Genomic DNA, 25,527 nt, shown 5'->3' on the forward strand with positions numbered 1-25,527 from the left:
CCTGAGGATTATTCTGATAAGAAATGAAAAAGTCTATTTTATCTTTAATTGCATATTTTGCCCAAGATAATGATATCCAAAAATGGATTCGTAAATGTTTATTATCAACGGATCAAAGTATAATTAGGTTTGATACTATTCAACAACAAATGTTGGGCCTAAAGTCGGTATACAATTAATATGAAAAGTAAAATAAAAAATCATGACTTTGGTTATGATGTATTTAAACAGGATGTTCCTTTTTCTCAGTTAGATGAAGGAGACGTTCTACTTAAACCAGAAAATGATTCTAAACGTAATCATAATTGGTCATTTATTAGCATGAATGATGATTATATCGAATTGATTGATCAATCTTATGCAAGGTTAGGAAAAGGAATAAGTTTATTAATTCCAATGTTTCCATTATTTTTATTTTTATTTTACTACATTGGTATTCTTTCTTTTCTTGATAATTCTAGTGTAGGAGAGGCTTTTTTTTTCCTTATAGCTGTACTTTTTGTAATAGGACTTCCTTGTGTTGCATTTCTACGTCCTTACTTTAAATATGATCATAAACAACCTATTTGTAAGCCTGTTCTTTTTAATAGAAAAACAGGTAAAGTTTTTTTCTATATTAATGATCAAGAATAGATTTCTTTCATAAGTCATTTTTCACTCAGCTCTAAGTTATAAATTCCAGCAATTAGATTGAATCTCAATGCTAGTCTTTTGCCTCGATTGCGATATCGCTCAGCAAGAATTTTGAAGGTTTTCAAACTGCCAAATACATGCTCAATTCCAATTCTTCTTTTATTGATTTCCTGATTATAGATTTTTAGTTCGGAATCCAGTTTACAGCGCTTCTTTGCTTTTAATGGCAACAAGCTATTTGGATACACTGTATAAATTCCCTGATAACCCTTATCCGCAAGGATAAATGCACCTGCAGGAATCTGATTCAAGTTACGTTTGAAGAGTTCGAAATCATGTACGGCACCACGACTCGTACATAAACTCAGGATTTTTTGAGTTTGATAATGAATGATGGCCTGTACTTTGAAAGTGTGGGTCTTTTTCTTGCCGCTATAGCTTTTCTTCTGTTTTTTTAGGCCTTTGGATTGGAATTTCTGTGGCATCCACGATCACAACATTCCAATCGATGCCTTCGCCCTCGGGTAAATCTTTGGGTAAATTAAAGAGATTGGACCGAATCAGGCAGTCTTCAACATGATGGACAATTCTTGAGGCTGTGGGCTCTGAAACCCCGTAGCTCGTCGCAACGTGAAATAAGGTTCGGTATTCCCGCCAATAGCTTAGACAGAGCAGAACCTGGTCTTCCAGGCTTAACTTGGGCGGTCTGCCTTTGGCAGGGACATGTTTCTTCAATTGCTCAACCATCAAATAGAAAGTTGACCATGAGATGCCTGTGTATCGCTTGAACTGAGGATCAGAAAGCTTGTTTGAATCGATGTATTTCATCCGCAGATTATGCACGAATGCTAAGAAATCCGGAGTGCAAATATTAACCAAAAATAAGATCGTTTTTTGATTTATGAAAGAGATCTAATATATAGAAAAGAAATGGACAGATGTAGTTTATATTATGGGCAGTAGTTTTGGGTTGTCTGGCATTCCATTACGAGAGCTTCGGGCACATATCATCGAAGACGGCATCCTAAAACATACCTTTGTGATTGGCTTTCCAATGATTGGAATATTTCGTACTCAAGGTTTATGGACTTTTATTTGTCATTTTATGATGAAAGGACCAGAGGAGCTTTACCCCAAACCGCATCCTATGTACGGTACCATCGATCCGTTTACCCAACTAACCTATTGTCAAAATGTTCAAGGTGCAAAAGAAAGCTGGAAAGAAACATGGCAATCTTTTCGAATCATTTATCATTATAATTGGGTTCCAGCTTTATTTGCTTATCCATTTGATGTGTGTAACTTTGTTGCACGAAGAATTTTATTGCATATCAAACCATTGCCCGTTTGGCATGAAGATGTAATTAAGAAAAACAAGATGGATCAGGAGCGCCCAGAGGAAGTCAGCGCAAAAGATAATTTTGAATTTACGGTGTTTAAAATGATGGATAAATAAAAAGCCCTTTCGGGCTTTTTTATATGTAAAGGGTTTAAGGCAATTGCTTAATCGGACTTCCACCCAAAGCTTGCATTAACGTCACATAAGCATTGTATTGACTCTGCTTGGTCTGAACCAAAGACAATCGAGCATTACGTGTGGTTTCCTGTGCATCTAACAAGTTTTTCAACGCAATTGCACCATTACGATAACGAACTTCAGTCAAACGCTCAGTCTTTTCTGCAAGCTGTACATTACGCTCTTGCAATGCAACTTGTTGACTTAACTCAGTACGATTGGATAGCGCATTTTCCACATCGGCAAAAGCCTGATACAAGGTCTGACGATATTGAATAATAGATTTTTCATAGTCTAAGTCACTAATCGCCAAATCCTTTTTCATATCGTTATATTGCAAGAACGGTAAACTCAAACTTGCACCCAAAGCCAAAGCAGGGTTTTGTAATAAATTACTCAAAGACGTACTACTCGAACCTAAACTGCCAGTTAAACTGATCGAAGGGTAGTAACTCGCTTTCGTTGCATCTTTATTTGCCAAAGCTTTACGTAATCTTAATTCGCTCGCTTGTAAATCTGGACGGCGAGACAACAACTCGGCTGGTAAACCTGCTGCAATCGTCGGTAATGCAATTCGAGGTAGGCGCTGCGGCTCTGAAATATTCAGTTGTTGCACAGGTTGATGTAACAACACAGCCAATGCAGTGCGTGTTTCCACTTTTTGTTGGGCAATTTGGCTTAAGGTCGATTTTTGACTTTGGACCGACTGTTCCGCTTGGGTTAGATCTAAACCTGACACAGCGCCAGCTTTATATTGCACCTTGACCAAGTCATAGGTTTTTTGCGTACTGGCTAAGTTTTGCTGCGCAATACTGTAGCGCTCATTTAAATAGCCAAGTTGCCAATATAGGTTTGCTGTTGTTGCAATCAAGCTTTGGGCCGTGGCTTGTAGGTCCTGTTCAGTCGCTAAAGCTTCCCATTTTGCGGCCTCAGTCTGGCTAGCCAAACGACCAAATAAATCTACTTCATAACTAACGCCACCGCTGAGTGATACACCTTTTGATGAGTCATCACCTGAGTTAAGGTCAAAGTTATGTCCAGTTGAAACACTTGAACTCACGCGTGGCCCTTGTTTATTTACAGCTAAACCTGCTTGTAGTCGAGCTTGCTGTAAATTAATACCTGCAACCGCAAGGTCTGTATTGGCAGATAAAACTTGATTCACTAACTGGTTTAATTGAGCATCATTAAACAATGTCCACCATTGGTCAGCATACGTATCTGCATGAACTTGCTGACTCATGGCTTTCGCATTTTGAAATTGCGTCGGGATTTGTGTTGCAGGAGCTTCATACGGCGTCTTAACCACAGCGGCACAGCCGACTAAGCTACTTCCAAGAATGAAGGCACTTGCAAGTTTAGTTAAGGTCATTTGCATCATTATTTCCTTATTCGCGAGAAAGCGCATCGACAGGGTTCAGCTGTGCGGCATTACGTGCAGGAATAAAGCCAAACACAATACCAATCATACTTGAGCAGACAAATGCAGCAACGATAGACGTCGTTGAATAGGCCATTTGGAATGTTCCACCGGCAAAATGACTAATCAATTGTCCAATACCTAAAGATAATAAAACCCCAAGCACACCGCCTAAGATACACACCAACACCGCCTCAATCAGGAACTGCTGTAAAATATCACTTTGACGGGCACCCACGGCCATACGTACACCAATTTCTTGAGTACGCTCAGTCACAGAAACCAACATAATGTTCATGACCCCAATACCACCGACGATCAATGAAATCACCGCAATCGCAGACACCAATAAAGTCATTGTTGCAGTGGTTTGTTGAATGGTTTCACGGATACTATCGGAGTTCTGTGTAAAGACATCTTGCGCGCCATGACGTTGCACCAACAAGTTTAATATGGCGTTCTCAGCCGCAGCACTTGGGTATTCATCTTTTACGCGGACAATGATGCTGCGTACATTCGACTGACCTAACATACGACTCATGACCGTTGAATAGGGCAAATACACATTCAGGCTATCTGAGTTACCCATCATGCTTTTTTGTTCTTCGATCACGCCAATGATACGGCTCGGTACACTGCCTAATAAAATCACTTGACCCACTGGGTTAGTGCCATCGGCAAAGAAGGTATTTTTAGTATTACTATCAATCACCACATCTTGCGCTTGCTCAGTCACGCTTTCTTTATCAAAAGGCTGACCCGAAGCGAAGTTCATTCCTTTGACATAGAAGAAATCTTCACTCACGCCATTCACTGTGGTTGAAGCCTCTGTGTCTTTAAAACGTGCTGTGACAGATGAGTTGACTGATGGACTGACACCGTCAACATAAGGCTGTTCCGCAAGGGCCGTCGCATCGGCTGGAACCAATGTTTTTACTTGGGAGGATCTGGAATTATCACCAAAGCCTCGACCTTGATACACCGTGATGGTATTGGTCCCCAAGCTGCTGATATTTTCTAAAATCTGCTTTTGCGAACCATTCCCAAGAGCCACAACAGAAACCACAGAAGCGATACCAATAATGATCCCGAGCATGGTTAAAAATGTACGCATCCGGTGTGCATTCATGGCAAGGATCGCCATACGGAAGGCTTCACCAAGGCGGTCAACGGCAGAGCGCCAGCTTGAGGTTTTTTTCTGTGTGTTTGGAACGAGTTGTTGTTTTTCTAAAGGTTCATCATCTGTTTCAGGTACATTGGGCTGATCTGAGATGATATTACCGTCAGAAATTTCAATAATTCGAGTCGCATTTTTTGCAACATTATGGTCGTGCGTGACCAAAATAATGGTATGACCTTTGGCATTGAGTTCGCGCAAAATCCGCATTACTTCAATACCACTATTCTTATCTAGTGCACCGGTCGGTTCATCGGCAAGAATAACATCGCCACCATTCATGAGGGCGCGCGCAATCGATACACGTTGTTGCTGACCACCCGAAAGTTGACTCGGGCGGTTTTGAGTTTTTTCACCCAGTCCTAAGTCAGTCAGCAGTTGCTTGGCACGTGCATTGCGTTCGGTTGCATCTGCACCGGCATAGATTGCGGGAACTTCAACGTTACCTGCAGCATTCAAATCACCGAGTAAGTGATAACGCTGGAAAATAAAGCCAAAATATTCACGGCGTAACTGTGCCAGTTCATCTGGTTCAAGTTCACGCGTTTCGCGCCCTTTGACTTTGTAGCTGCCATTTGTGGGTTTATCTAGGCAACCTAAAATGTTCATTAGGGTTGATTTACCTGAACCAGATTGACCGACAATAGCCACTAATTCACCAGGGTAAATCTCAAGATTCACCCCTTTTAGAATCTGGACGGTGTTTTCTCCGGCAGGGAATTCACGCGTCAGATTCTTGACCTCGAGTAGAGGTGTTTGATGTTGACTCATGATTAGATTCTCATTGGGCCGCCAGCACCACCACGGTTGCTGCGTTTCGCTGAATCATTTGAAGTATCAGAACCGTCGGCAATCACGACTTTGTCACCCTGTTTTAAGCCACGGATCACTTGTGCGGTCACACGGTTATTTAAACCGAGTAATACCGGTTGTGGTTGAGCTGAACCATCGGCTTGTAGTACACGAACCATCGCAACGCTGGCTTTACCTTGTTTGACCAATGCTTTTTCAGCTTCAGTCAGTTCTAAACGTTTAGGACGGTTTGGATTGTCTTTGTTCGATCTAGCTTCTGCGCTGGCTTTTTTATCAGCAGATTCACCATTTGCAGATGCATTATTACGGCTACGTTGTGGACGGTTCGAGGTTTGAACGGCTGCAGCAGGTACAGTCAAGACATTCTTGGCTTCATCTAAAATGATATACACCTGAGCAGTCATATCAATACGCAATTTACCGTCTTCATTTGGGACATCAAATAACGCATTGTAGTAAACCGCAGTACTTGAAGACGAAGAGGTGTTGTTGTTACTTTCGGTGTTAATTGAGTTTGGCGCAGGTTCAACTTGGCGCAGGGTAGCATAGTGTTTTGTTTCACTGTCGCCCAAGGTTGTAAAATAGACGTTTTGACCTTCTTGGACTTTCATCACATCGGCTTCAGAAATTTCAGCTTTAATGGTCATGGTGTTGAGTTTTGCCAATTTCACAATGGTTGGCGCACTTTGGTTAGCATTTACGGTTTGGCCTTCTTCAGTCACAATCGCCACGATGGTTCCATCCATAGGTGCAACAATTTGTGTATAGCCTAAGTCTTCTTTTGCAGTCGCTAAAGTTAAACGTGATTGTTCGATTTGTGCATTAATGGCTGCAATATCAGCTTGCGCAGTTTTATAACTTGCTAGTGCAGATTCAAGTTCTGCACGACTAGTCGCGTCTTGAGCGTACATTGCTTGTTGACGATTATATTCAGTTTGGACTTTTGCAAGATTTGCTTGTTTAACTGCCAATTGCGCTTGTTGATTTTTAATACTGGCTTCGGCTGTTTTGAGGTCATTTTCCTGACGTACCGAGTCAATACGAGCAATCAGCTGACCTTGTTTCACTTCATCACCGAGTTGCACATACATCTTTTTAACCTGACCAGAAACCTGTGCTCCAACACTCACCATTTTGGTTGCTTCAAGTACACCTGTTGCAAGTACAGAGTTTTCAATGTCACCACGACTCACTTCAGCAGTAATATATTGCGGCTGAGTTTCTTTAGGTTTTAGGAAATGCCATGCAGTGACAGCGATTGCCAAAGCAACGATGATGGCTACGATCAATTTTGCTGGTTTTATTTTTGGCATGATTGGCAGTTAAAAGTTTATAAAGATGATTGAATTATAAGATTTAAATACGGATAAATTGTGAATATTTTAGCAAAGAAGTAATGATTATTATTTCCCTTTAGGCTTTCCGATTGATATGAAGGGACTTAGCAGAATCTGTAAACAGACTCATTCTACTGCGTAAAATAATTTTTTAACTGTAACTAAATGCCAATTAAAGTACAAAAAGCATATTTCATGCCTATTTATTTGAATCTAATTTCAAATTAGAAAAAAGTTGAATGAAAATTAAAAAAAGTGGTGCTATAAAGCTTTTTTGTAGCCTATGTTAATGATATTAAAATAAAAATATGCATTGTGTTTGTGCTTTAGTGTGCACAGTTTTTGTTGAGCGTGTGTGATTTTTTGCAATAGTCTTGTTCTAAAAATGCAGCTAAGATCAAAACCCATAAAAAAATTATGGGTTTAATGATAAGTGGTTTTTTTTCATTAAATATACAAAATAAAATAGGAATATAAGTCGGGGTTAGATATGGAATGGAATGAAAAATATAATATCGGCATTGATGTTATTGATAATCAACATCGCCAGATTTTAGATTATATCAATACGTTGGAAGCAATCCTCGTGAATGGCAGTCGAGAGAAAATCAAAGAGGTTTTGGATGATTTGATTGACTATACACAATCGCATTTCAGCTTTGAAGAAAATTTATTGGAACAGGTACATTATCAGTATTTGCCGTCTCATCGTGGGATTCATGAGCATTTTGTGAGGCGACTGAATGAGTATCGAACCAAATTTGAAAATGGTGTTTCGGTTGAACAAGATTTATATCGTTTATTGTCTAAATGGCTGATTAATCACATTCAGCATGATGATCAAGATTATGTAGATTCAGTGCGAGACAATATGCTGCACTATCTGCGCTCGCAGGAACAGAAAAAAGGCAAAAGTTGGTTTGCTCGCTTTTTTAGTTAAGTCAACAGGGACGGAAATAACCTTTTACCGCACATCTGAGCAATGGCTTGCATAATCAGATGTTCGGCATTTTCATGTCCCAAACCTTTAATCGAGGCATCTAAACGTAACAACAGGGCAGGCCACGTCAAAAACTCATTGGCATTTAAACGGCGTAAAGCTTGTTGATACAGCCCGACCTTGGTCTTCCAAATGCCAATTTGTAAGGCATTTTGTGGTTGCTCAAACAGTTGCATCAGCAAGCGCATTTCCTTGCTGATACTCCATAAAATGAGTGACATCGGCTCACCAGAGGCAATCAAATATTGAAAAATTTTAATTGATTGCGCCAAATTGCCTTGCAGCATTGCATCATTTAAATCATAGGTGGTGTAGCGTGACTGATCTTGTAAGCAAGAGTACAGATGATCAATCTGAATCATTTCAGCTTCAGGAAAAGTATCTGCGACACGCATTAAACTATTTTTTGCAGCCAGTAAATTATGCTCATGATGCTGCTCTAGCCATTGCCAAGCATCATTGGCGAGTTGAATGCCGAGCTTTTGCGCCTCGGTGGCTAAGATTTGCTGACGATCTTTAGGATAGTTTGCAGTCAGTGCAACATTGACCCCATTGGCATCAATGGTTTGGAAGAAACTGGTCTTTAAACTCGCACTGTCTTGCTTCGGCATTACCACGAGCAGCAAGTTGCTTTCATTTTGCTGCAAATAGCTTTTTAACAGTTTTAGCCCATTGGCATCGGGTTTAATGCTGCCATGTGCCTCAATTGCCAGTTGACTAGAAAATAATGACAAGCTGTTTAACGCATTAAAGACATGTTTCCAGTCCGCAGCAGAGCTAATGTCATAACGTTGACGCTCGATTTCTCGAGCGTTCCAACTCTTACGAAATGCATCGAGGAGATTTTGTTCGAGTAATGGCTCTTGACCATGTAGCACCCAGGTACCTTGCGCTTCATCTACACGTTTTAATGCCTGAAGATAGTCAAGTTTCATAAATCAAAATTACTCAGCTTTGGTCGGTGCAGTTAGTGGGTTTGCTTTTGGTAAGCGGTTTGATGAAATTTGGCGCACGATCTGTTGTGCAATGTCATCAATAATCACTTGTTTTAAATATTTTTCTTCTTGGTCATCAGTGTTCACGGTTGCTACGTCGTATTGGTAGCTACGTGTTGCCATCAATGTACGTGGTTCTGTCACAGGGTTACCTTGAGCATCTTCAATTTGGAACGTCACATTCAAGCGCAGTAAAGTTTCAACCAATTTACCATTGAGTTCTAAACGTCGTGGAGTGTAATCCAACACATGTAAGACATAGGCATTTTGATTATTGCTCAATTGCACGCCTGCAGAACCTAAATAAATCGCTAACTTTTCATGTAAGTCATCCGTATCTTCAGGAAGTGCCAATCGCATATTGGAATAGGCTACAGGTACAGCAGCAGGGTTGGTGCCTTTTAAATGAAAACCACAACCGACCATGCCTGCGCTCAGGCCCATAGTTAATACAATTGCAGCAACACGTTGAACCAAGTGCATAAAGTGTCCTCTGTTTCCCGAAGGGATAATGTTGAAATCCTGTGTGGATTGTAAAGTCAAAGCCCGTTGACTCGCAACGGGCTTTGTTTGGGAATTGTGAAATCCTTATATTCCCTCTCCTGTTAGGAGAGGGTTAGGGAGAGGTGAGTTTTATTAATTACCCTCATCCCAACCTTCTCCCAAAGGGAGAAGGAGCTGTAAGGTTATTAAACCACCAAATTCACTAATTTATTCGGCACCACAATTTCTTTCTTGGTTGGACCAGTCAAGAATTGTTGAACTTCAGGTAATGCTTTTGCTTGTGCAAGAATGTCATCTTTAGAGGCATCGACAGATACTTCTAATTTGCCACGAAGTTTACCGTTTACTTGCACCACAATCGTTTGTGTATTGCGAGTCAGCGCAGATTCATCTACAACAGGGAAGCGTGCTGATGTTAATTCAATACCAAACTCAGCCAATAAGGTTTGGCTTAAATGTGGTGCAAACGGAGCAAGTAAAGTTAGAAGGGTAATGATTGATTCACGTGCAACGGCAACGTCATTGTCATCTTTCGCTTCAAACTTATTGTTTGCATTTAAAAGTTCCATCATCGCAGCAATGGCGGTGTTGAAGGCATGACGACGAGCAATGTCATCACCCACTTTTTGAATGGTTTCGTGTGTTTTACGACGTAAGTCTTGTGCAGCGGTAGAAAGTGTCGCTTTGTCGATGTTTGCAGCAGAGTTGCCTTGTTCAAGGAAACCAGTTGCTAGGCGCCATACACGTTTTAAGAAACGGTTTGCACCTTCAACACCAGCGTCAGACCATTCTAGTGATTGATCTGGTGGTGCAGCGAACATCATAAATACACGTGCAGTATCTGCGCCGTATTGATCAATAATCGCTTGCGGGTCGATACCGTTATTTTTCGATTTCGACATTTTTTCTTGACCGCCAACCACGACGTCTTGACCATCACCTTGATATTTCGCAGAAATGATACGGCCTTTTTCATCACGTTCTAAGTCGATGTCGGCAGGGTTAAACCATGTTTTCTTACCTGACTCAGATTCACGGTAGTAAGTATCCGCAAGCACCATACCTTGAGTTAAAAGGTTAGTGAATGGTTCGTTACCTTGTACCACACCTTCATCACGCATCAATTTATGGAAGAAACGTGCATAAAGTAAATGTAGAATCGCGTGTTCAACACCACCGATGTATTGATTCACAGGTAACCAAGTTTGACCCGCTTCAGGTTTCACCATACCATCAGTGAAATCTGGAGATGCATAGCGTGCATAGTACCAAGAAGATTCTACGAAAGTATCTAAAGTGTCTGTTTCACGACGAGCATCGCCACCACAGCATGGGCAGGTGGTTTCATAGAACTCAGGCATTTTGTTGAGTGGATTGCCTGAACCATCCGGCACCACGTCCGTTGGCAATACAACTGGAAGCTGTTCTTCAGGTACAGGAACCTGACCACATTTTTCGCAGTTGATCATTGGAATTGGACAACCCCAATAACGCTGACGAGAAACACCCCAGTCACGTAAACGGAATTGAACTTTCGAGTTGGCAAGTCCAGTCGGTTCTAATTTTGCAAGGAATGCATCATATGCACCTTGTAAATCTAAACCATCAAATTCGCCTGAATTCACCAGTTTGCCTTCTTTAGAACCGTACCATTCCTGCCAAGTTGTTGCGTCAAAGTCTGCATCGTCTGCACCTTTGGCATCAATCACTTGCTTGATGGTTAAGCCATATTTGTTGGCAAACTCGAAGTCACGTTCATCGTGTGAAGGCACTGCCATCACCGCACCTGAACCGTAAGACATCAAGACGTAGTTCGCGATCCAAACAGGAACTTCTTCACCTGTAACTGGGTGCTTCACAGAAAGACCAGTTGCCATGCCTTTCTTTTCAGCCGTCGCAAGATCGGCTTCTGCAACAGAACCCATACGGCATTCTTCAATAAATGCAGCAAGTTCAGGGTTTGTTTCAGCAGCTTTTAACGCCATTGGGTGTTCTGCTGCAACTGCAACATAAGTCACACCCATGAGTGTGTCAGCACGAGTGGTAAATACAGTTAAACCATCTGCATAAACGTCTGGATTCGCTGAAGGGAAGGTGATTTCCATCCCTTGAGAGCGACCAATCCAGTTACGTTGCATGGTAAGAACTTGCTGTGGCCAGCCGTCTTTTAATGTTTCTAAATCGTCAAGTAATTCTTGCGCATAGTCAGTGATGCGGAAGTAGTACATTGGAATATCACGTTTTTCGACTAATGCACCAGAACGCCAGCCACGACCATTTTCAACTTGTTCGTTTGCTAAAACAGTTTGGTCTACTGGGTCCCAGTTCACTGTTGAAAGCTTACGGTAAATTAAACCTTTTTTATAAAGCTGTACGAATAACCATTGTTCCCAACGGTAATATTCAGGTGTGCAAGTTGCAAATTCACGATCCCAATCTACAGAAAGACCTAACTTTTTAAGCTGATTACGCATGTAATCAATGTTTTCAAAAGTCCATTTTGCAGGAGCGACTTGATGGGCAATCGCCGCATTTTCAGCAGGTAGGCCGAAAGCATCCCAACCCATGGGTTGTAGCACAGTTTCACCTTGTAAACGGTGGAAACGGCTGATCACGTCACCAATCGTATAGTTACGCACATGACCCATATGCAGTTTGCCACTTGGATAAGGGAACATAGAGAGGATATAACGACGTGGTCCTTCTACTTGGTCGGCAACTTTAAAGGCTTTGCGATTTTCCCAGTCTTGTTGGACTGTAGGTTCAATCGCACTGGCTTGATATTCAGGGTCAATGTGAGTAGTCATAAACGTAAATAGAAATAACGGTTAAAAAGTTTGTGCTACAGCATAGCGCAAAATACGCCTAGAGTGAATTTTGCGATGCTGTGTAGATGTAAATAATTTAAGTCAAAATTGAAGGCTTTGGCGTAAATTATTGTGGTGCGGCAGCTACCGCTTGAGCTTGGCGGAGCGCTGCATTGGCTTCGCGTTGTTGTTCCGCTAGTTGCTCATTTTGTTCATTCGACTGTTCGGCTTCACGTGAAACCTCTTCTTGGTTTTTTGCTGGAGTTGATTGCGTAGTCGTTGTTGCACCATAGGTATTTACTTTACCTTTGCGCTGCGCATTTTTTGGCGGTGGCGTGGTGGTGTAATGCGTTGAACCTTTAGCGTCCACCCATTTGTAATATTCTTTCGCTGAAAGGTCCAAACTGGTCAGGCAAAATGCCATGCTAGATAAAATACATGCAGTTCGTACAATCGTCGTCTTCATCATAAATTCAGTCCCATAGTTAGAGTGATCATGCAAAATTATGCTGAAAATTTTGCGCTTTTTTGACAGTAGAATCTATGCATTTTTTAGCACAAAGGATAAAAGGGACATCGTGTGGGATGAATAACTTTGTGAATGATGAATTGGGGGATTTATAAGCAATAAAAATATTGGATTCTTATCATTTAACCTATGCAGCAACTTCAATGTAAGGCAATTGAATTAAAAACATACATCCATTCATTTAATTTATTTATTAGATTTATAAAAGTATTTTATTAAATACATGCTAACTGGTTATAAATAAACAAACTACAAAGAATGCAAAGAACGGGAGTGTGCTTAAAAAACAAACGGTCTGTAAGTAATCAGAAAAAAGCCGATTTTTAAACTTGACTTTAATGGTTGAAACTACAAAAATGCTGTCTTTAGTTTTATATGCCTTAGATCGATCACCCTTCGAATGAGTGCATTTTAGCAATGGACTTCTTCTCTAGCCGAGACGTTGAACAAAGCCAACAAAATATGTTTATCCCAACATGTTTTAGACCCCATATTGCTCAAACAGCAAGCAGGTCAGATTTTTTTCTTATTGCTATGAAAACTATGAAATTTGTGTGCTATAACAGAGCACACAGTTAATGAATTAACCACGACAAATGCCCTCCATTTGTGCGTGAAAAAAGATTAGGGTGAATCACGTTGGAACTTTTATCTGGTGGTGAAATGCTCGTACGCGCTTTAGCGGACGAAGGCGTTGAACATGTTTTTGGATACCCAGGCGGCGCAGTACTGCATATTTATGATGCGCTATTTCAACAAGAAAAAATCAATCATTACCTAGTGCGCCACGAGCAAGCTGCTGGTCATATGGCTGATGCTTACTCACGTGTCACAGGTAAAACAGGTGTCGTACTGGTGACATCTGGTCCGGGTGCAACAAATACCGTAACTCCAATTGCAACTGCCTATATGGACTCAATCCCAATGGTGATTTTGTCAGGTCAGGTTGCAAGCCATCTTATCGGTGAGGATGCGTTCCAAGAAACGGATATGGTTGGTATTTCGCGCCCAATCGTAAAACACAGCTTCCAAGTACGTCATGCAAGCGAAATCCCTTCGATTATTAAGAAGGCATTTTATATCGCTTCAAGTGGTCGTCCGGGTCCTGTTGTCGTTGATATTCCAAAAGATGCAACGAATCCTGCAGAGAAATTTGCTTACGAATATCCTGAAAAAGTGAAAATGCGTTCGTATCAACCGCCGCATCGTGGTCACTCAGGTCAAATTCGTAAAGCAATTGATGAATTGATTCATGCTAAACGCCCAATTATTTATTCAGGCGGCGGTGTGGTTCAAGGCAATGCTTCTGCACAGTTGACAGAACTTGCACATTTACTGGGTTATCCAGTAACCAGTACCTTAATGGGTCTTGGTGCGTATCCGGGCAATGATGAACAATTCATCGGCATGTTGGGTATGCATGGTACTTACGAAGCCAATATGACGATGCACAATGCAGATGTGATTCTGTGTGTGGGCGCGCGCTTCGATGACCGTGTAACCAATAATCCAGCGAAATTCTGTCCAAATGCCAAAGTCATTCATATTGATATAGACCCAGCAACGATTTCAAAAACAATTATGGCGCACATCCCAATTGTGGGTGCAGTAGAGCCTGTATTGACTGAAATGTTGGCTCAATTAAAGCAATTGAATGTGTCTAAACCAAATCCAGAAGATATCGCGGCTTGGTGGAAACAAATCAATGAATGGCGTCAAGTTCATGGTTTGAACTATGATAAACCAACTGATGGTTCAATGAAGCCACAGCAAGTTGTTGAAGCGTTGGATAAAATTACCAATAGCCAAGCCATCATTACTTCAGACGTTGGTCAACACCAAATGTTTGGTGCGCTTTACTACAAATACACACGTCCACGTCAATGGATCAACTCAGGTGGTCTAGGAACCATGGGTGTAGGTTTGCCATATGCTATGGCAGCAAAACTTGCCTTCCCAGATCAACAAGTAGTGTGTATTACTGGCGAAGCATCGATTCAGATGTGTATCCAAGAACTTTCTACATGTAAGCAATATGGCTTGAATGTAAAAATTCTATGCTTGAATAACCGTGCATTAGGTATGGTTAAGCAATGGCAAGACATGAACTACGAAGGTCGTCACTCAAGTTCTTATGTTGAGTCACTTCCTGACTTCCCTAAATTAATGGAAGCGTATGGGCATGTGGGTATTCAAATTGATCATGCAGATGAACTCGAATCGAAGCTTGCTGAAGCAATGGCGATCAATGACAAGTGCGTGTTTATTAACGTGATGGTTGATCGTTCAGAGCATGTATATCCAATGTTGGTTGCTGGCCAGTCAATGAAAGATATGTGGTTAGGCAAAGGAGAGCGCACACAATGAGACATATTATCTCTGTACTTGTAGAAAACGAAGCAGGTGCGCTTTCACGTTTGGTAGGTTTATTCTCTCAGCGTGGTTATAACATTGAGACATTAAACGTAGCGCCAACAGAAGATCCGACACTTTCGCGTTTGACTTTAACCACGTATGGTGATGAGCACAAAATTGAACAAATCACTAAGCAGCTCAACAAGCTTGTAGAAGTTGTAAAAGTTGTTGATTTGTCTGAAGGTGCTCATATTGAACGTGAATTGATGTTAATTAAAGTCAAAGCACTCGGTTCAGCACGTGCCGAAATTAAACGTACTGCGGATATTTTCCGTGGACAAATCGTAGACGTAACGCCAACGACATATACCATTCAAATCGCAGGTACAACTGAAAAGATAGATGGCTTTATTGATGCCTTAGCTGAAAATACAATTCTAGAAGTTGTACGTTCAGGTGTTTCAGGTATCGCACGTGGCGAAAAAGTTTTAACTATCTAATTTTATATATTCACCTCACTCCTATGGGTGAGGTACTTGAAACGTGAATAATCAAACAGAATCACGGTATCAAGTTAAAGGAAACAAAAGCATTTTAGCGGAGACAGCAATGCAAATTTTTTACGATAAAGACACAGATTTATCTATCATCCAAGGCAAAAAAGTAGCAATCATTGGTTATGGTTCACAAGGCCATGCTCATGCGCTTAACCTTAAGGATTCAGGCGTTGACGTAACTGTAGGTCTACGTGCTGGTTCTACTTCTTGGAAAAAAGCTGAAAATGCTGGTCTTAAAGTTTCAGAAGTTCCTGCTGCTGTAGCTCAAGCTGACTTAGTTATGATTTTGACTCCAGATGAGTTCCAATCACAACTTTACCGTGACGTAATTGAGCCAAACATCAAGCAAGGTGCAACGCTAGCATTTGCTCATGGTTTCTCTGTTCTTTATAACCAAGTTGTTCCACGTGCTGACCTTGACGTAATCATGGTTGCTCCAAAAGCGCCAGGTCATACTGTACGTTCAGAATTCCAACGTGGTTCAGGTGTACCTGATCTTATCGCTGTTCACCAAGATGCTTCTGGTAATGCACGTAACGTTGCGCTTTCTTACGCTTCAGGTGTTGGTGGTGGCCGTACTGGTATTATCGAAACTTCATTCCGTGAAGAAACTGAAACTGACCTTTTCGGTGAGCAAGCAGTTCTTTGTGGTGGTGCTGTTGAATTGGTTAAAATGGGCTTCGAAACTCTTGTTGAAGCTGGTTATGCACCAGAAATGGCTTACTTCGAATGTCTACACGAACTTAAATTGATCGTTGACTTAATGTTCGAAGGCGGTATCGCGGACATGAACTATTCAGTATCAAACAATGCTGAATATGGCGAATACGTAACTGGTGTTGAAGTAATCAACGAACAGTCTCGTGAAGCTATGCGTAATGCGCTTAAACGTATTCAATCTGGTGAATACGCGAAGATGTTCATCCAAGAAGGTGCGTTGAACTATCCTTCTATGACTGCTCGTCGTCGTCAAAACGCGGCGCATGGTATCGAAGTAACTGGTAACAAGTTACGTGCGATGATGCCTTGGATCCAAGCGAACAAAATCGTTGATAAAGAGAAAAACTAATTTCTTGAATCAATTGATTTGAATACGAAGACCCACTCATTTTGAGTGGGTTTTTTAATATCTAAAGTTACGTGCCTTAAAAATAGAAAAGCATGCTTTTCTATTTTTACGTACCTTGGATCCAAGCGAACAAAATCGTAGACAAAGAAAAGAACGAAGTTCTGATATCTAAGTCAAAAAGCCCTTGTTTTTAACAGGGGCTTTTTTATCCCTTATAAAAGACGGCATCAAGGCTACGAGCCTCAAATGATGTAAGCGATACTTTCATCATTTTCGCGCCTTGGATCCAAGCGAACAAAATCGTTGATAAAGAGAAAAACTAATTTCTTGAATCAATTGATTTGAATACGAAGACCCACTCATTTTGAGTGGGTTTTTTAATATCTAAAGTTACTTGCCTTAAAAATAGAAAAGTAGTGCTTTCATTCCTTACGCGTCACTCAGAACAGTGTGCTGCCTCGTTGTACTTCGTACAAAACAATGTTTTGTACTCGTTCATACTTTGGATCCAAGCGAACAAAATCGTAATCAAAGAAAAGAATTTATTTAATTATCTTTTGAGTTTTATGCTACAAGGAACCCAATATTAGCGTGGGTTAGAATAATGATTTTATATAAATATGTGAGTTTTGAAACTGCTTTAACGATTTTAAAAACAAAATCTCTATGTTTTTCACATTTAGAAGATTTTAATGACCCATTTGAATGCACTGGTTTTGGTTTTTATGATTTGGATGTACCGACATCGGTAGCAGTAGTGCATTCCGAAATCAGTTTTCTAGAAAGTATGTGATTTTAAGTTTGACTAGAACTGCTTTAAATCTACTCATCTGGTCACATTATGGGGATAGTTAAAAAAGGTGTTGTGATCGGAATAGACACATGCAAAGCAGGTTTTGAAGATGGTGATCAATTTATTATTCCTTCAACAAAAGGGGAGTTGAGATATTTAAAAACAGCGCGAAGCAGGCCAATGTGGCAAGTGTTGAAAAATTAATGTCGGTAGGAAATTCAAATATTTTAAATTGGGATAATGAAGAGGTTTTAATAAAGCATGGTTTGCTTTATAAAATGCAGGAATGGGCATACGAAGAGGAAGTAAGTATTGTAAAAAATATTAGAGATGCTCAATTCGGGTATTATTTTTCTACAAAAACACATGCATATATCAATGACCAACTTTGGCAAAGAGTCCTATTGCAAACACGTCCAATATTTATACATTAAAATTGCCTGAAGAAGCCTTTGTTGAAGTATATGTTGGGAAAAATGCATATATTGATCTTAGAAGAAAGCAAGAGCTTGTGAAGCCAGTAATTGATCATAAGAGGTAGATCAGTTTGAATTACTGAAAGATCTAAGTATTGAATCTAATATTGGTTTGAAATGCATTTCATTAGATTTGGAAACATGGTCTTTAAAAGCGAATCAAATTTAATTTGATGGTTTTGAGTCATGGGTGGTTTCAAAACTCCTATATTTGTGTCAGCTGAGTTGAATTTAGGTTGTGATAGAGTAGGCATTATTCATGCTGCATGGAGTGTGTAATTGCAATGAAAATGTCAAAACTCTCTTTTTTACTCGCTCTTTGTCTACCTGTGATTAGTTTTGCACAAGATGCTGAGATAGCACAACCTGAGTTAAAGCATTTACCTGATGTTCGGATATCCATGCAGCGGATGCTTCGCTCGACTGAAGGACGCTATTTCTTAGATTTGTATGCTGGTATATGGAATCCGCACGGGACTTTGACTGATCTGCAAGAGCCCAAACAAATTAACTTTAAAGGGACTCAAAAAGCTGATTTTATAGATCTGAATTCAGTCAATGTTGGGACTGAACAAAGTGCGGCAACTGCTTATCGATTAGCAGGAACATTGAATGCAAATACAGGCTCGTTTAAAGCTGAACTGATGGAAAAAACGGTACCACCATCTACAAGTTATTTACAGTTTGAACCTGCGTTTAAAGCTGCAGATAAACCTATCCTGCTGTTTAAGTTTTATGGGGTGCAATCTGCAGACCAACCTTATGGGAAGTCACTAAAACGCGTAGATGTAATTAATAAGTCAAATGACGAGGTACTACAGTCATTACAAGGCTTTAATGCCTTTGGGAATAGTATGGGATTCTTAGATGTAAACTTTGATGGATACTATGATGTTGTACTTTCGGATACCTCTGATGGTCGAAAAATAGAAGATAAGCGATTTATTTATTGGATGTACAATCCTAAAACGAAGAATTTTCAACGCTCACCGCAATTGGAGAAAATTGCTGGCTTCCCAAAATTAAAAGGAGAGCTGCAGCAGATCGACTTTGGATCAGGTCAAATCTTTCGAGTCGATCAAGGATTGCTTTATCCAGTCAGTGAGTAAGTTAAATTTTTTAAAAAGCCCCATAACTTGGGGCTTTTTTTATTTATAGAATTTTCTAAAGAAGAATTCAGGCAGTTTAAAAAGAGGTAGTCCGTATTTTGAATAAAAAAGCAAAGTAAAATGAGTGTTGAAAGAGAGGGAGGGAATTTCTATGTCAACGGCATTCTAAAATTGACCCCTTTTACCTTTCAAATGGCAAAGTAAAATTGACCCCTTTGATCTCGTATTAAGTTTCAACCTGGGGCTGAATCCCAATTCTTTTTTTATCCTTCAAACGATAACTCTCACCCGATATTTGTACCACATGACAGTGATGCAATAACCGATCTAACATCGCAGCGGTCAACGTGACATCATCTGCAAAGGATTTGGACCACTGGCTAAAGGGTAAGTTACTCGTCAATATCGTACTGCCTTTTTCATAACGCTTGGCAATCACGTTAAAGAACAGATTCGCTTCTTCACGTCCAAACGGTAAATAACCAATTTCATCGATAATCAGTAACTTTGGTCCCAGTACCGCACGTTGCATATAGGTTTTCAGTTTACCTTGCTGATAGGCTGTACTCAGTTGCAGCATGAGATCGGCGGCGGTAATGAACTTGATCTTAATGTTGTTCATGATGGCCTTATAGCCTAATGCCATAGATAAGTGCGTTTTTCCTACTCCGCTAGCCCCGAGAAACACCACATTTTCTGCTCTAGCAATAAAGCTCAGATTGAACAGTTCAATCACCTGTGATTTAGGGGCCCCTAGGGCATAATTAAAATCATAGTCTTCCAGGGTTTTGACTTGAGGCAGGCCTGAGAGTTTCATCAGTACCTGCTGACTGCGCTGTTGCCTGGCAGCATATTCATGCGTCAAGATCGCTTCAACAAAGTCGGCATAACTTCCATCTTGACCTAATGTTTGTTGTGCATGATGTGACCATTGTGATGCGATGGCAGGCAGATTGAGCTTTTGGCAAAGTTGCTCTATACGGTCGTATTGCAGATTCATCAGGAAACTCCCAGCAACTGGTCATATACCGATAAGGGATGCTGCAAACTCTCGTAGGGCATGACATGCTGTGCTGCTGCAACAGGTACAGTGCCAGAACCCGTATCTGATTGCGGTAATGGCGTAAATTTTTGCTGCTCCTGTTGCAGTCGAACAGCCGGTTTTTCTTGCGTGGTGGCATGAATCCGCTGATTGGCGGTTTCATGCAGCCACCGGCCAATGAGGGCATTGGCGACATCAACATCTAACAGTAAACCCGAAGTCTTCAGGCTTGCTTTCAATGGCACAATAAAGCTTGATTTGAGGTATCCATTAAAGCGTTCAACTTTGCCTTTGGTCTGTGCACGGTAGGGCTTACATACGCGAGGACGAAAGCTGTATTTCTTGGCGCAGTCGAGCAGTTTGGGATTCCATTTATGCTGCCCCTCCTGATAGGCATCCCGTTCAATCATGATCGTTTTAGCGTTATCAAACAGTATTTCCTGAGGTACTCCTGCAAAGAACTGAAATGCATTTTCTAGACCATCGATCCATGCATCGGTACGTTCATGATCATAAAATTTCACGAAAGTCGCTCTGGAATACCCTAATGTTGCGACAAAAGCTTTTAAAGTCGTGTTGTTACGTCGAATCGTGGTGAAATCCACTTGCATTTGTTGGCCAGGTTGGGTTTCAAAACGAATGATCGGTTCCGGTTGAGCAACTGGTTTTAATGTTGCAAGATATTCCCTCAAGATCCTGATCTTTCCTGGATATCCCAACCTTAAAATTTCCTGGTAGAGCACGACAGCAGGAATCCATTCAGGATGAGCTGCGTTTACACGTTGGAGTAAATAGGGTTTATATGGGTCAAGGATACTTATTCTAGGCTGTATACGCTGATACTGAGGTGTGGTGTTTTGCCGTAAATATTTACGTACGGTATTTCTGGATAGCCCCAGTTCACGACTAATGGCTTTAATAGATTTACCTTGTTGATGAAGTATTTGGATTGTCACTGCTTGCTCCAAAGTTAACATGTTGAGCAGTCCAAAATGACCGCTATATTAACCAAGGGGGTCAGTTTTTAAATGCCATTAGGGGGTCATTTTTACACTGCCGCTAACATCTATATATGTGATAATTCACGTAATAAATGAGATTCTAAAAATTTGAAAAACAAAAACTGAAATTTCAAGAAAGAAAATATGATTTACAAAAGCTTAACATTGGAAACTAAGACGTGTTTCAAAACCTGTAATTTAATACAAAGGCTCAGTATTTGGTGACGTAATTCTTGTATTGCGTTTCAAAAGACATACCTGAAAGTGGTGATTATACATTCGAGATTCTATTTAAAATTTAAATTTAATCGGTCTTTACTATTAATATAGTTGAATATTCACGTAGTATTGGTTTGTTTGAAAATTATTTTGAACTATTTCACAAATATTTGGTGAAATATGTAACAGCCTATATTATTTTTAATGTTACTAAATTTAATAAAAACAATAAGATATGTTATACCAAAAAATAGGGATATGAAAAAAATCCCCAAAATTTGGGATAAAGAGAAAAATTAAATAAAAATATAAAAATTAAAAATATTTAATATATTACAGCCACATAATTTAAATTTTCGTAAAAAATAATATTACATTAATATTCGTGTGAATATTCCACATTAGGTTCTTTTTTTCTCCACATGATTAAGAATGAATCAGCACCTAGGGAAAGTAAGATTAATTAGTTTTTCTTAACAAATATCCTTTGATGCACATACTAATAAATCTCATATGAGAATGGAGAAGTGAAATGTCTACATCTAAAATTTTAACCGCAGTACTATCTGCAACATTGTTCGTAGCACTTCCAGCAACATCTGCAATCGCTGGTGGTAAAAAAGAATCTAAACAATGTGGCGGTGCGCCGTGTGAAGGCGAAATCGACATCGAGTTACAGATTCTTAAAGCATGTGAGCTTTTGGTAGGTAAAGACATCAAACTCGTTGAAGACAGTTATAGGGGTGCTAGTGGCTTTACAGTTACAACGAACACTCCATATACATTAAATCTATCTACGCTAAACGCGGGTTCAAGTGCAGATACTTTTGTAAAACATGAAACCACTAGTGACAAAGTATTTACAAAAATCACGACTTCAAAAGGTGGTGTGAATTATCCAATCGGTTCTACACCTGTAACTGGTATGAGCGTTGATAACTTTGCTGTATCTGTAGCTCCAAAAAATACAATTTCAGGTACTCAACGTGCTGGTACATACAAAGATACTTTATATATCAAAGTAGCTTACTAATCCAAATTTAGGGAGTTGATTCTACACAGTTAGGGTCAACTTCTTTTTATTTTTGAATTGATAATAATATTTAAATGTACTGGGGTGGGTATATGAAAAGTTTATTCAAAGTCGTTTCATTTAGTTTAATGACTTGCTTATTGAGTCCTCAAATATTTGCAGGTATTTCAATTAGCCCTGTGCAGTTATATTTAACCGATAAATCTAAACAACGTAGTGCGACATTTACTTTGGAGTCGAAAGGGGATGATGAGACACCACGTATTTTTGAGGCTCAAGCATTTAAATGGACTCAAAATGCTGCAGGCGAAGATGTTCTTTCACCTGAATCCAATATTATTATCAATCCGAAAAACTTTATTTTAAAACCAAATTCAAAACAAATGGTTCGTGTGGGATTTACTCAATCTGTAGAAAGTATGAATCTACAACAAGAAGAAGCATGGCGTATTATTTATACTGAGCTACCACAAGTGACGAACTCTGAATCGAAAATTGCACTGTTATTAAGTATTAATGTGCCATTTTTTGTCGGCAAACAAGAACCCGCTTATTTGAAATTTATTGCCAAAAAATCGAATGGTCGCACCATTATTCAGGTTGAAAATTTAGCAAAATCACACATTCAAATCCAAAAACTTTATGTCATCGATAAAAGCAAGAAAACAGTCGCTGAATCTTCCGATATGAAATATTTATTGGCATTAGGTAAAAACCAATACGACATCGGGAATGTTTCTTTACAAGGCGCTAGTAATTATAAAGTCGTTGTGGAAACTGATAAAGGTGACACTCCTTTGGAGTTTAATTTAGTTGAGTAGTGGCTATGAATAGAATTACATTGCTTCTATATTGTATTTTATGTGCTAATTCTGCTCATGCAGAAGCCGTTGATATGCCTGATGATTTGTTTCCAACCAGTATTTGGGTAAACGAAGTAGACCGCAAGAGCGAAGTATTATTACTGACTGAAAATAACAAGTTTTATATAGAGTGCGCAGATCTTGATAAGCTGCAAATCAAAGTAGAAATTCTGAAACGACATGCAACTAAAAATTCATTTTGTTTGGTAACGGATCAAGATATTCAGTCTGGATTTGATCCTCAATTGCAAGCTATCAAAATTAATCTTCCATCAAAATATTTCTTTGGGCTAGAAACGGATGCCTTAATCAGTCAGCCGATGCCTGCAAATTTTGGTGCATTTCTCAATTATGAAATGCACTTTGAAAATAACACTCAACATAATAATTTTGGTGTACTGCCTGAACTTGGGGTGTTTAAAGACAATTGGATTTTAAGAAATAATGCCTTTTATCGAAATAATAAAGGGGATGATTATCGTGAAGAAAAATTTGTAAGGTTAAATAGTAGTCTTGAGTTTGACTTCTCTAAAAGTGCGACCAAGCTGATTATTGGTGATACGACCTCTGCCTATAGCGCATTAATTCATGGTGTGCGATTTGGTGGTTTGAGTTTTGGTACAGACTATACATCACGTCCAGATTTTGTGTATTGGAATATTCCAAGTCTAAAAGGTAGTGCGGTTTTACCTTCGACTGTTGATTTATATATTGATGGCGTAAATATATATCAGAAAAAGATTTCACCTGGAGATTATAACTTACAAACAGGTGCCAATATTGAAAGTGCCGGTACAGCGCAAATGGTTGTACAAGATGTATTGGGGAATACCACTGTTCGAAGCTTCCCGGTATTAATTAGTAGTAAATTGCTCAAAGAAGACTTAAATGATTACAACATTTCATTAGGGAAACTACGCTTCAGTTATGACGAAGAAAATAGTGATTATCGCGATTTTTTCAGTTCAGCCTATTGGCGTAGAGGTGTCAACAGTCGTACCACGTTGGGTGCAAGTGCTACCTATAGTGACAAAGTAAAAAATGCAGGACTGCTATGGACGCAAGCGGTCAATCGATGGTTTGTTTTAGACAGTATTTTTTTAGGCAGTAAAACCGATAATGACGATGGCTATTCTGCAGGTTTGGCTATCAGTCGTAATTTCGGGAAACTTAATTTTGGTGTGAGTTCACGCTACGCTACAAATGATTATCGGGCGTTAGGTTATGAAGATAATCATATTTTTCCAAAATTTGAAAATATGGCGTATTTGAGTTTTGCTAATTTTCCATTCTTTCAAAATTTAAATCTGAACTATATCGAACAAACCCAGTATGAATCTAATGATCCTTTATTTGAGTTAGAGGATCGCAAAATGCTCACTGTGGGTGTGAGTCGCGAAATTACACCGAATTTAATGTATACCGCCAACTATTTCCAAGAATTTGGAGATAGCGATGACTCAGGTGCCTTTATTACATTTTCTTATAATTTTGGTGGTGGTAAGCGTATTCAGGCTGATGCGGGTACCAATAAATCCGGCGGTGTCCGTTTCATTCAAAATGCATTCGGTGAATATGGTGCAAATTATGCGCTCGGTGTGGATTATCGTAATGATGAAACGGTATTAAATGCCTATGGTGGTTTGTCCACTGATGTTGGTGATTTAACCTTAAGTCATCTCTATAGTGAAAATGATTCAACAACACAGGTTGGCTACCGTGGCGCTATGGTGTGGTTGGGTGGTCAATACGCATTGACCAGTTTTGTCGATAATGCCTTTGCTTTAGTGAATGTTGGTGGTCGTGAAGATATTGATGTCATGCGTTCAATGTCTCCAGTCGCGAAAACCAATAAAAAAGGCTATGCCTTTGTACACGATATCGTTCCTTATATTAATTACGATATTTCATTTGATGAAAATCAATTACCGATCGAAAGCAAAGTTCCGAATGCTGCACATCGTTTAGTTGCGTTAAGACAGCGTGGTTATAACATTAATTTTTCAGTATTTGATACACAACAAATATTGGTCAAAATATTGGATGAACAAGGTCATCAATTTGTGGCAGGAAGTGAAGTTGCAATTGATACCCCAGAAGCTGATGTTTATCCAGTGGGTTCAGATGGCACGGTAATGTTATATGGTTTGGTTGAAGGCTACTACAAGTTGACGGTGAGGACCAGTGGTGGTCGATCTTGCCAAACAGCTTTAACAGTGCCGAAAAAGGTAGAAAACCAAACTCCTGAATTAATTACATTGCAGTGTAAATAAAGGAGT

The 25,527-nt window shown here is 39.8% G+C and carries 23 protein-coding genes; 12 read left to right on the forward strand and 11 right to left on the reverse strand.

The window, feature by feature from the left end; all coding sequences use genetic code 11:
• Positions 1 to 180 precede the first annotated feature (180 nt).
• A complete protein-coding gene (locus MST16_RS02690) occupies positions 181 to 633 on the forward strand; it encodes a hypothetical protein (RefSeq protein WP_180012420.1) in 453 nt (150 codons plus the stop codon).
• Positions 634 to 647: 14 nt separating this feature from the next.
• Here MST16_RS02690 and MST16_RS02695 read toward each other — a convergent pair whose 3' ends face one another.
• Positions 648 to 1,118, reverse strand: coding sequence for an IS5/IS1182 family transposase (locus MST16_RS02695; RefSeq protein ID WP_039254797.1), 471 nt, complete (start codon positions 1,116 to 1,118; stop codon positions 648 to 650).
• A complete protein-coding gene (locus tag MST16_RS02700) occupies positions 1,066 to 1,461 on the reverse strand; it encodes a transposase family protein (protein WP_257245633.1) in 396 nt (131 codons plus the stop codon). Before MST16_RS02700 ends, MST16_RS02695 begins: the two co-directional genes overlap by 53 nt.
• A 124-nt stretch (positions 1,462 to 1,585) precedes the next feature.
• Here MST16_RS02700 and MST16_RS02705 point away from each other — a divergent pair, with 124 nt between their 5' ends.
• Positions 1,586 to 2,089 (forward strand): hypothetical protein, encoded by a 504-nt coding sequence (locus tag MST16_RS02705; protein ID WP_257224679.1) that lies wholly within the window; start codon positions 1,586 to 1,588, stop codon positions 2,087 to 2,089.
• A gap of 34 nt (positions 2,090 to 2,123) precedes the next feature.
• Here the strand turns inward: MST16_RS02705 and MST16_RS02710 are convergent, their stop codons facing one another.
• The 3 genes from MST16_RS02710 to MST16_RS02720 are packed head-to-tail and all read right to left on the reverse strand — an operon-like array spanning position 2,124 to position 6,872.
• Positions 2,124 to 3,527 (reverse strand): efflux transporter outer membrane subunit, encoded by a 1,404-nt coding sequence (locus MST16_RS02710; RefSeq protein WP_180012088.1) that lies wholly within the window; start codon positions 3,525 to 3,527, stop codon positions 2,124 to 2,126.
• A gap of 10 nt (positions 3,528 to 3,537) precedes the next feature.
• Positions 3,538 to 5,517: a MacB family efflux pump subunit gene (locus tag MST16_RS02715; protein WP_180012074.1), complete on the reverse strand. Its 1,980-nt coding sequence runs from the start codon at positions 5,515 to 5,517 to the stop codon at positions 3,538 to 3,540.
• A 2-nt stretch (positions 5,518 to 5,519) separates the two neighbouring features.
• Entirely contained in the window at positions 5,520 to 6,872 is a 1,353-nt protein-coding gene (locus MST16_RS02720) for a MacA family efflux pump subunit (RefSeq protein ID WP_180012076.1), read from the reverse strand.
• 514 nt (positions 6,873 to 7,386) lie between these two features.
• On the opposite strand from MST16_RS02720, the gene MST16_RS02725 reads away from it, so the two are divergent.
• Positions 7,387 to 7,836, forward strand: a complete 450-nt coding sequence (locus MST16_RS02725) for a bacteriohemerythrin (protein ID WP_180007206.1) — start codon at positions 7,387 to 7,389, stop codon at positions 7,834 to 7,836.
• Here MST16_RS02725 and holA read toward each other — a convergent pair.
• The 4 genes from holA to MST16_RS02745 form a co-directional block, all read right to left on the reverse strand.
• Positions 7,833 to 8,831 (reverse strand): DNA polymerase III subunit delta, encoded by a 999-nt coding sequence (gene holA, locus MST16_RS02730; RefSeq protein ID WP_180012078.1) that lies wholly within the window; start codon positions 8,829 to 8,831, stop codon positions 7,833 to 7,835. The two genes, MST16_RS02725 and holA, sit on opposite strands and share 4 nt — an antisense overlap.
• 9 nt (positions 8,832 to 8,840) lie before the next feature.
• Complete coding sequence (lptE, locus tag MST16_RS02735) at positions 8,841 to 9,374, reverse strand: LPS assembly lipoprotein LptE (protein WP_078192675.1); 534 nt, start codon at positions 9,372 to 9,374, stop codon at positions 8,841 to 8,843.
• 206 nt (positions 9,375 to 9,580) lie between these two features.
• A complete protein-coding gene (gene leuS, locus MST16_RS02740) occupies positions 9,581 to 12,202 on the reverse strand; it encodes a leucine--tRNA ligase (protein ID WP_180012079.1) in 2,622 nt (873 codons plus the stop codon).
• 127 nt (positions 12,203 to 12,329) lie between these two features.
• A complete protein-coding gene (locus MST16_RS02745) occupies positions 12,330 to 12,671 on the reverse strand; it encodes a DUF4124 domain-containing protein (protein WP_180012081.1) in 342 nt (113 codons plus the stop codon).
• Between the two features lie 699 nt (positions 12,672 to 13,370).
• Between MST16_RS02745 and MST16_RS02750 the strand changes: the two genes are divergently transcribed.
• From MST16_RS02750 to MST16_RS02775, 6 genes are all read left to right on the forward strand, one after another.
• Complete coding sequence (locus MST16_RS02750; RefSeq protein WP_168378448.1) at positions 13,371 to 15,098, forward strand: acetolactate synthase 3 large subunit; 1,728 nt, start codon at positions 13,371 to 13,373, stop codon at positions 15,096 to 15,098.
• Positions 15,095 to 15,586, forward strand: a complete 492-nt coding sequence (ilvN, locus tag MST16_RS02755; RefSeq protein WP_078189625.1) for an acetolactate synthase small subunit — start codon at positions 15,095 to 15,097, stop codon at positions 15,584 to 15,586. The genes MST16_RS02750 and ilvN overlap by 4 nt, the downstream gene beginning before the upstream one ends.
• A 109-nt stretch (positions 15,587 to 15,695) precedes the next feature.
• Complete coding sequence (gene ilvC / locus MST16_RS02760) at positions 15,696 to 16,712, forward strand: ketol-acid reductoisomerase (RefSeq protein ID WP_078192867.1); 1,017 nt, start codon at positions 15,696 to 15,698, stop codon at positions 16,710 to 16,712.
• A gap of 604 nt (positions 16,713 to 17,316) precedes the next feature.
• Complete coding sequence (locus MST16_RS02765) at positions 17,317 to 17,505, forward strand: hypothetical protein (RefSeq protein WP_257224680.1); 189 nt, start codon at positions 17,317 to 17,319, stop codon at positions 17,503 to 17,505.
• A gap of 182 nt (positions 17,506 to 17,687) precedes the next feature.
• Positions 17,688 to 17,939 (forward strand): hypothetical protein, encoded by a 252-nt coding sequence (locus MST16_RS02770; protein WP_180012084.1) that lies wholly within the window; start codon positions 17,688 to 17,690, stop codon positions 17,937 to 17,939.
• A gap of 326 nt (positions 17,940 to 18,265) precedes the next feature.
• Entirely contained in the window at positions 18,266 to 19,090 is an 825-nt protein-coding gene (locus MST16_RS02775; protein ID WP_373683941.1) for a hypothetical protein, read from the forward strand.
• 226 nt (positions 19,091 to 19,316) lie between these two features.
• On the opposite strand, the gene istB is transcribed toward MST16_RS02775, so the two are convergent.
• Together istB and istA are read right to left on the reverse strand one after the other, a co-directional pair.
• A complete protein-coding gene (istB, locus tag MST16_RS02780; RefSeq protein ID WP_001053379.1) occupies positions 19,317 to 20,090 on the reverse strand; it encodes an IS21-like element ISAba8 family helper ATPase IstB in 774 nt (257 codons plus the stop codon).
• Positions 20,090 to 21,109 (reverse strand): IS21-like element ISAba8 family transposase, encoded by a 1,020-nt coding sequence (istA, locus tag MST16_RS02785; protein WP_180008621.1) that lies wholly within the window; start codon positions 21,107 to 21,109, stop codon positions 20,090 to 20,092. The genes istB and istA overlap by 1 nt, the downstream gene beginning before the upstream one ends.
• Positions 21,110 to 21,884: 775 nt before the next feature.
• Between istA and MST16_RS02790 the strand changes: the two genes are divergently transcribed.
• From MST16_RS02790 to MST16_RS02800, 3 genes are all read left to right on the forward strand, one after another.
• Complete coding sequence (locus MST16_RS02790) at positions 21,885 to 22,385, forward strand: hypothetical protein (protein WP_180011654.1); 501 nt, start codon at positions 21,885 to 21,887, stop codon at positions 22,383 to 22,385.
• 92 nt (positions 22,386 to 22,477) lie between these two features.
• Complete coding sequence (locus MST16_RS02795; RefSeq protein ID WP_180011656.1) at positions 22,478 to 23,206, forward strand: molecular chaperone; 729 nt, start codon at positions 22,478 to 22,480, stop codon at positions 23,204 to 23,206.
• 5 nt (positions 23,207 to 23,211) lie between these two features.
• Positions 23,212 to 25,521, forward strand: coding sequence for a fimbria/pilus outer membrane usher protein (locus tag MST16_RS02800; protein ID WP_180011658.1), 2,310 nt, complete (start codon positions 23,212 to 23,214; stop codon positions 25,519 to 25,521).
• Positions 25,522 to 25,527: the final 6 nt, after the last annotated feature.

It is taken from the genome of Acinetobacter sp. YH16040_T (assembly GCF_024605785.1).
Lineage (GTDB): Bacteria > Pseudomonadota > Gammaproteobacteria > Pseudomonadales > Moraxellaceae > Acinetobacter > Acinetobacter amyesii.

Bases quoted from the DNA above. Each gene is read 5' to 3' on its own strand.
- MST16_RS02745 (WP_180012081.1), bottom strand. From the start codon at position 12,671: ATGATGAAGACGACGATTGTACGAACTGCATGTATTTTATCTAGCATG.
- MST16_RS02720 (WP_180012076.1), bottom strand. From the start codon at position 6,872: ATGCCAAAAATAAAACCAGCAAAATTGATCGTAGCCATCATCGTTGCT.
- ilvC (WP_078192867.1), top strand. From the start codon at position 15,696: ATGCAAATTTTTTACGATAAAGACACAGATTTATCTATCATCCAAGGC.
- holA (WP_180012078.1), bottom strand. From the start codon at position 8,831: ATGAAACTTGACTATCTTCAGGCATTAAAACGTGTAGATGAAGCGCAA.
- MST16_RS02790 (WP_180011654.1), top strand. From the start codon at position 21,885: ATGTCTACATCTAAAATTTTAACCGCAGTACTATCTGCAACATTGTTC.
- MST16_RS02705 (WP_257224679.1), top strand. From the start codon at position 1,586: ATGGGCAGTAGTTTTGGGTTGTCTGGCATTCCATTACGAGAGCTTCGG.
- MST16_RS02715 (WP_180012074.1), bottom strand. From the start codon at position 5,517: ATGAGTCAACATCAAACACCTCTACTCGAGGTCAAGAATCTGACGCGT.
- leuS (WP_180012079.1), bottom strand. From the start codon at position 12,202: ATGACTACTCACATTGACCCTGAATATCAAGCCAGTGCGATTGAACCT.
- MST16_RS02710 (WP_180012088.1), bottom strand. From the start codon at position 3,527: ATGCAAATGACCTTAACTAAACTTGCAAGTGCCTTCATTCTTGGAAGT.
- MST16_RS02800 (WP_180011658.1), top strand. From the start codon at position 23,212: ATGAATAGAATTACATTGCTTCTATATTGTATTTTATGTGCTAATTCT.
- istB (WP_001053379.1), bottom strand. From the start codon at position 20,090: ATGAATCTGCAATACGACCGTATAGAGCAACTTTGCCAAAAGCTCAAT.
- istA (WP_180008621.1), bottom strand. From the start codon at position 21,109: ATGTTAACTTTGGAGCAAGCAGTGACAATCCAAATACTTCATCAACAA.
- MST16_RS02695 (WP_039254797.1), bottom strand. From the start codon at position 1,118: ATGCCACAGAAATTCCAATCCAAAGGCCTAAAAAAACAGAAGAAAAGC.
- MST16_RS02690 (WP_180012420.1), top strand. From the start codon at position 181: ATGAAAAGTAAAATAAAAAATCATGACTTTGGTTATGATGTATTTAAA.
- MST16_RS02725 (WP_180007206.1), top strand. From the start codon at position 7,387: ATGGAATGGAATGAAAAATATAATATCGGCATTGATGTTATTGATAAT.
- ilvN (WP_078189625.1), top strand. From the start codon at position 15,095: ATGAGACATATTATCTCTGTACTTGTAGAAAACGAAGCAGGTGCGCTT.
- lptE (WP_078192675.1), bottom strand. From the start codon at position 9,374: ATGCACTTGGTTCAACGTGTTGCTGCAATTGTATTAACTATGGGCCTG.
- MST16_RS02795 (WP_180011656.1), top strand. From the start codon at position 22,478: ATGAAAAGTTTATTCAAAGTCGTTTCATTTAGTTTAATGACTTGCTTA.
- MST16_RS02765 (WP_257224680.1), top strand. From the start codon at position 17,317: ATGATTTTATATAAATATGTGAGTTTTGAAACTGCTTTAACGATTTTA.
- MST16_RS02775 (WP_373683941.1), top strand. From the start codon at position 18,266: ATGAAAATGTCAAAACTCTCTTTTTTACTCGCTCTTTGTCTACCTGTG.
- MST16_RS02700 (WP_257245633.1), bottom strand. From the start codon at position 1,461: ATGAAATACATCGATTCAAACAAGCTTTCTGATCCTCAGTTCAAGCGA.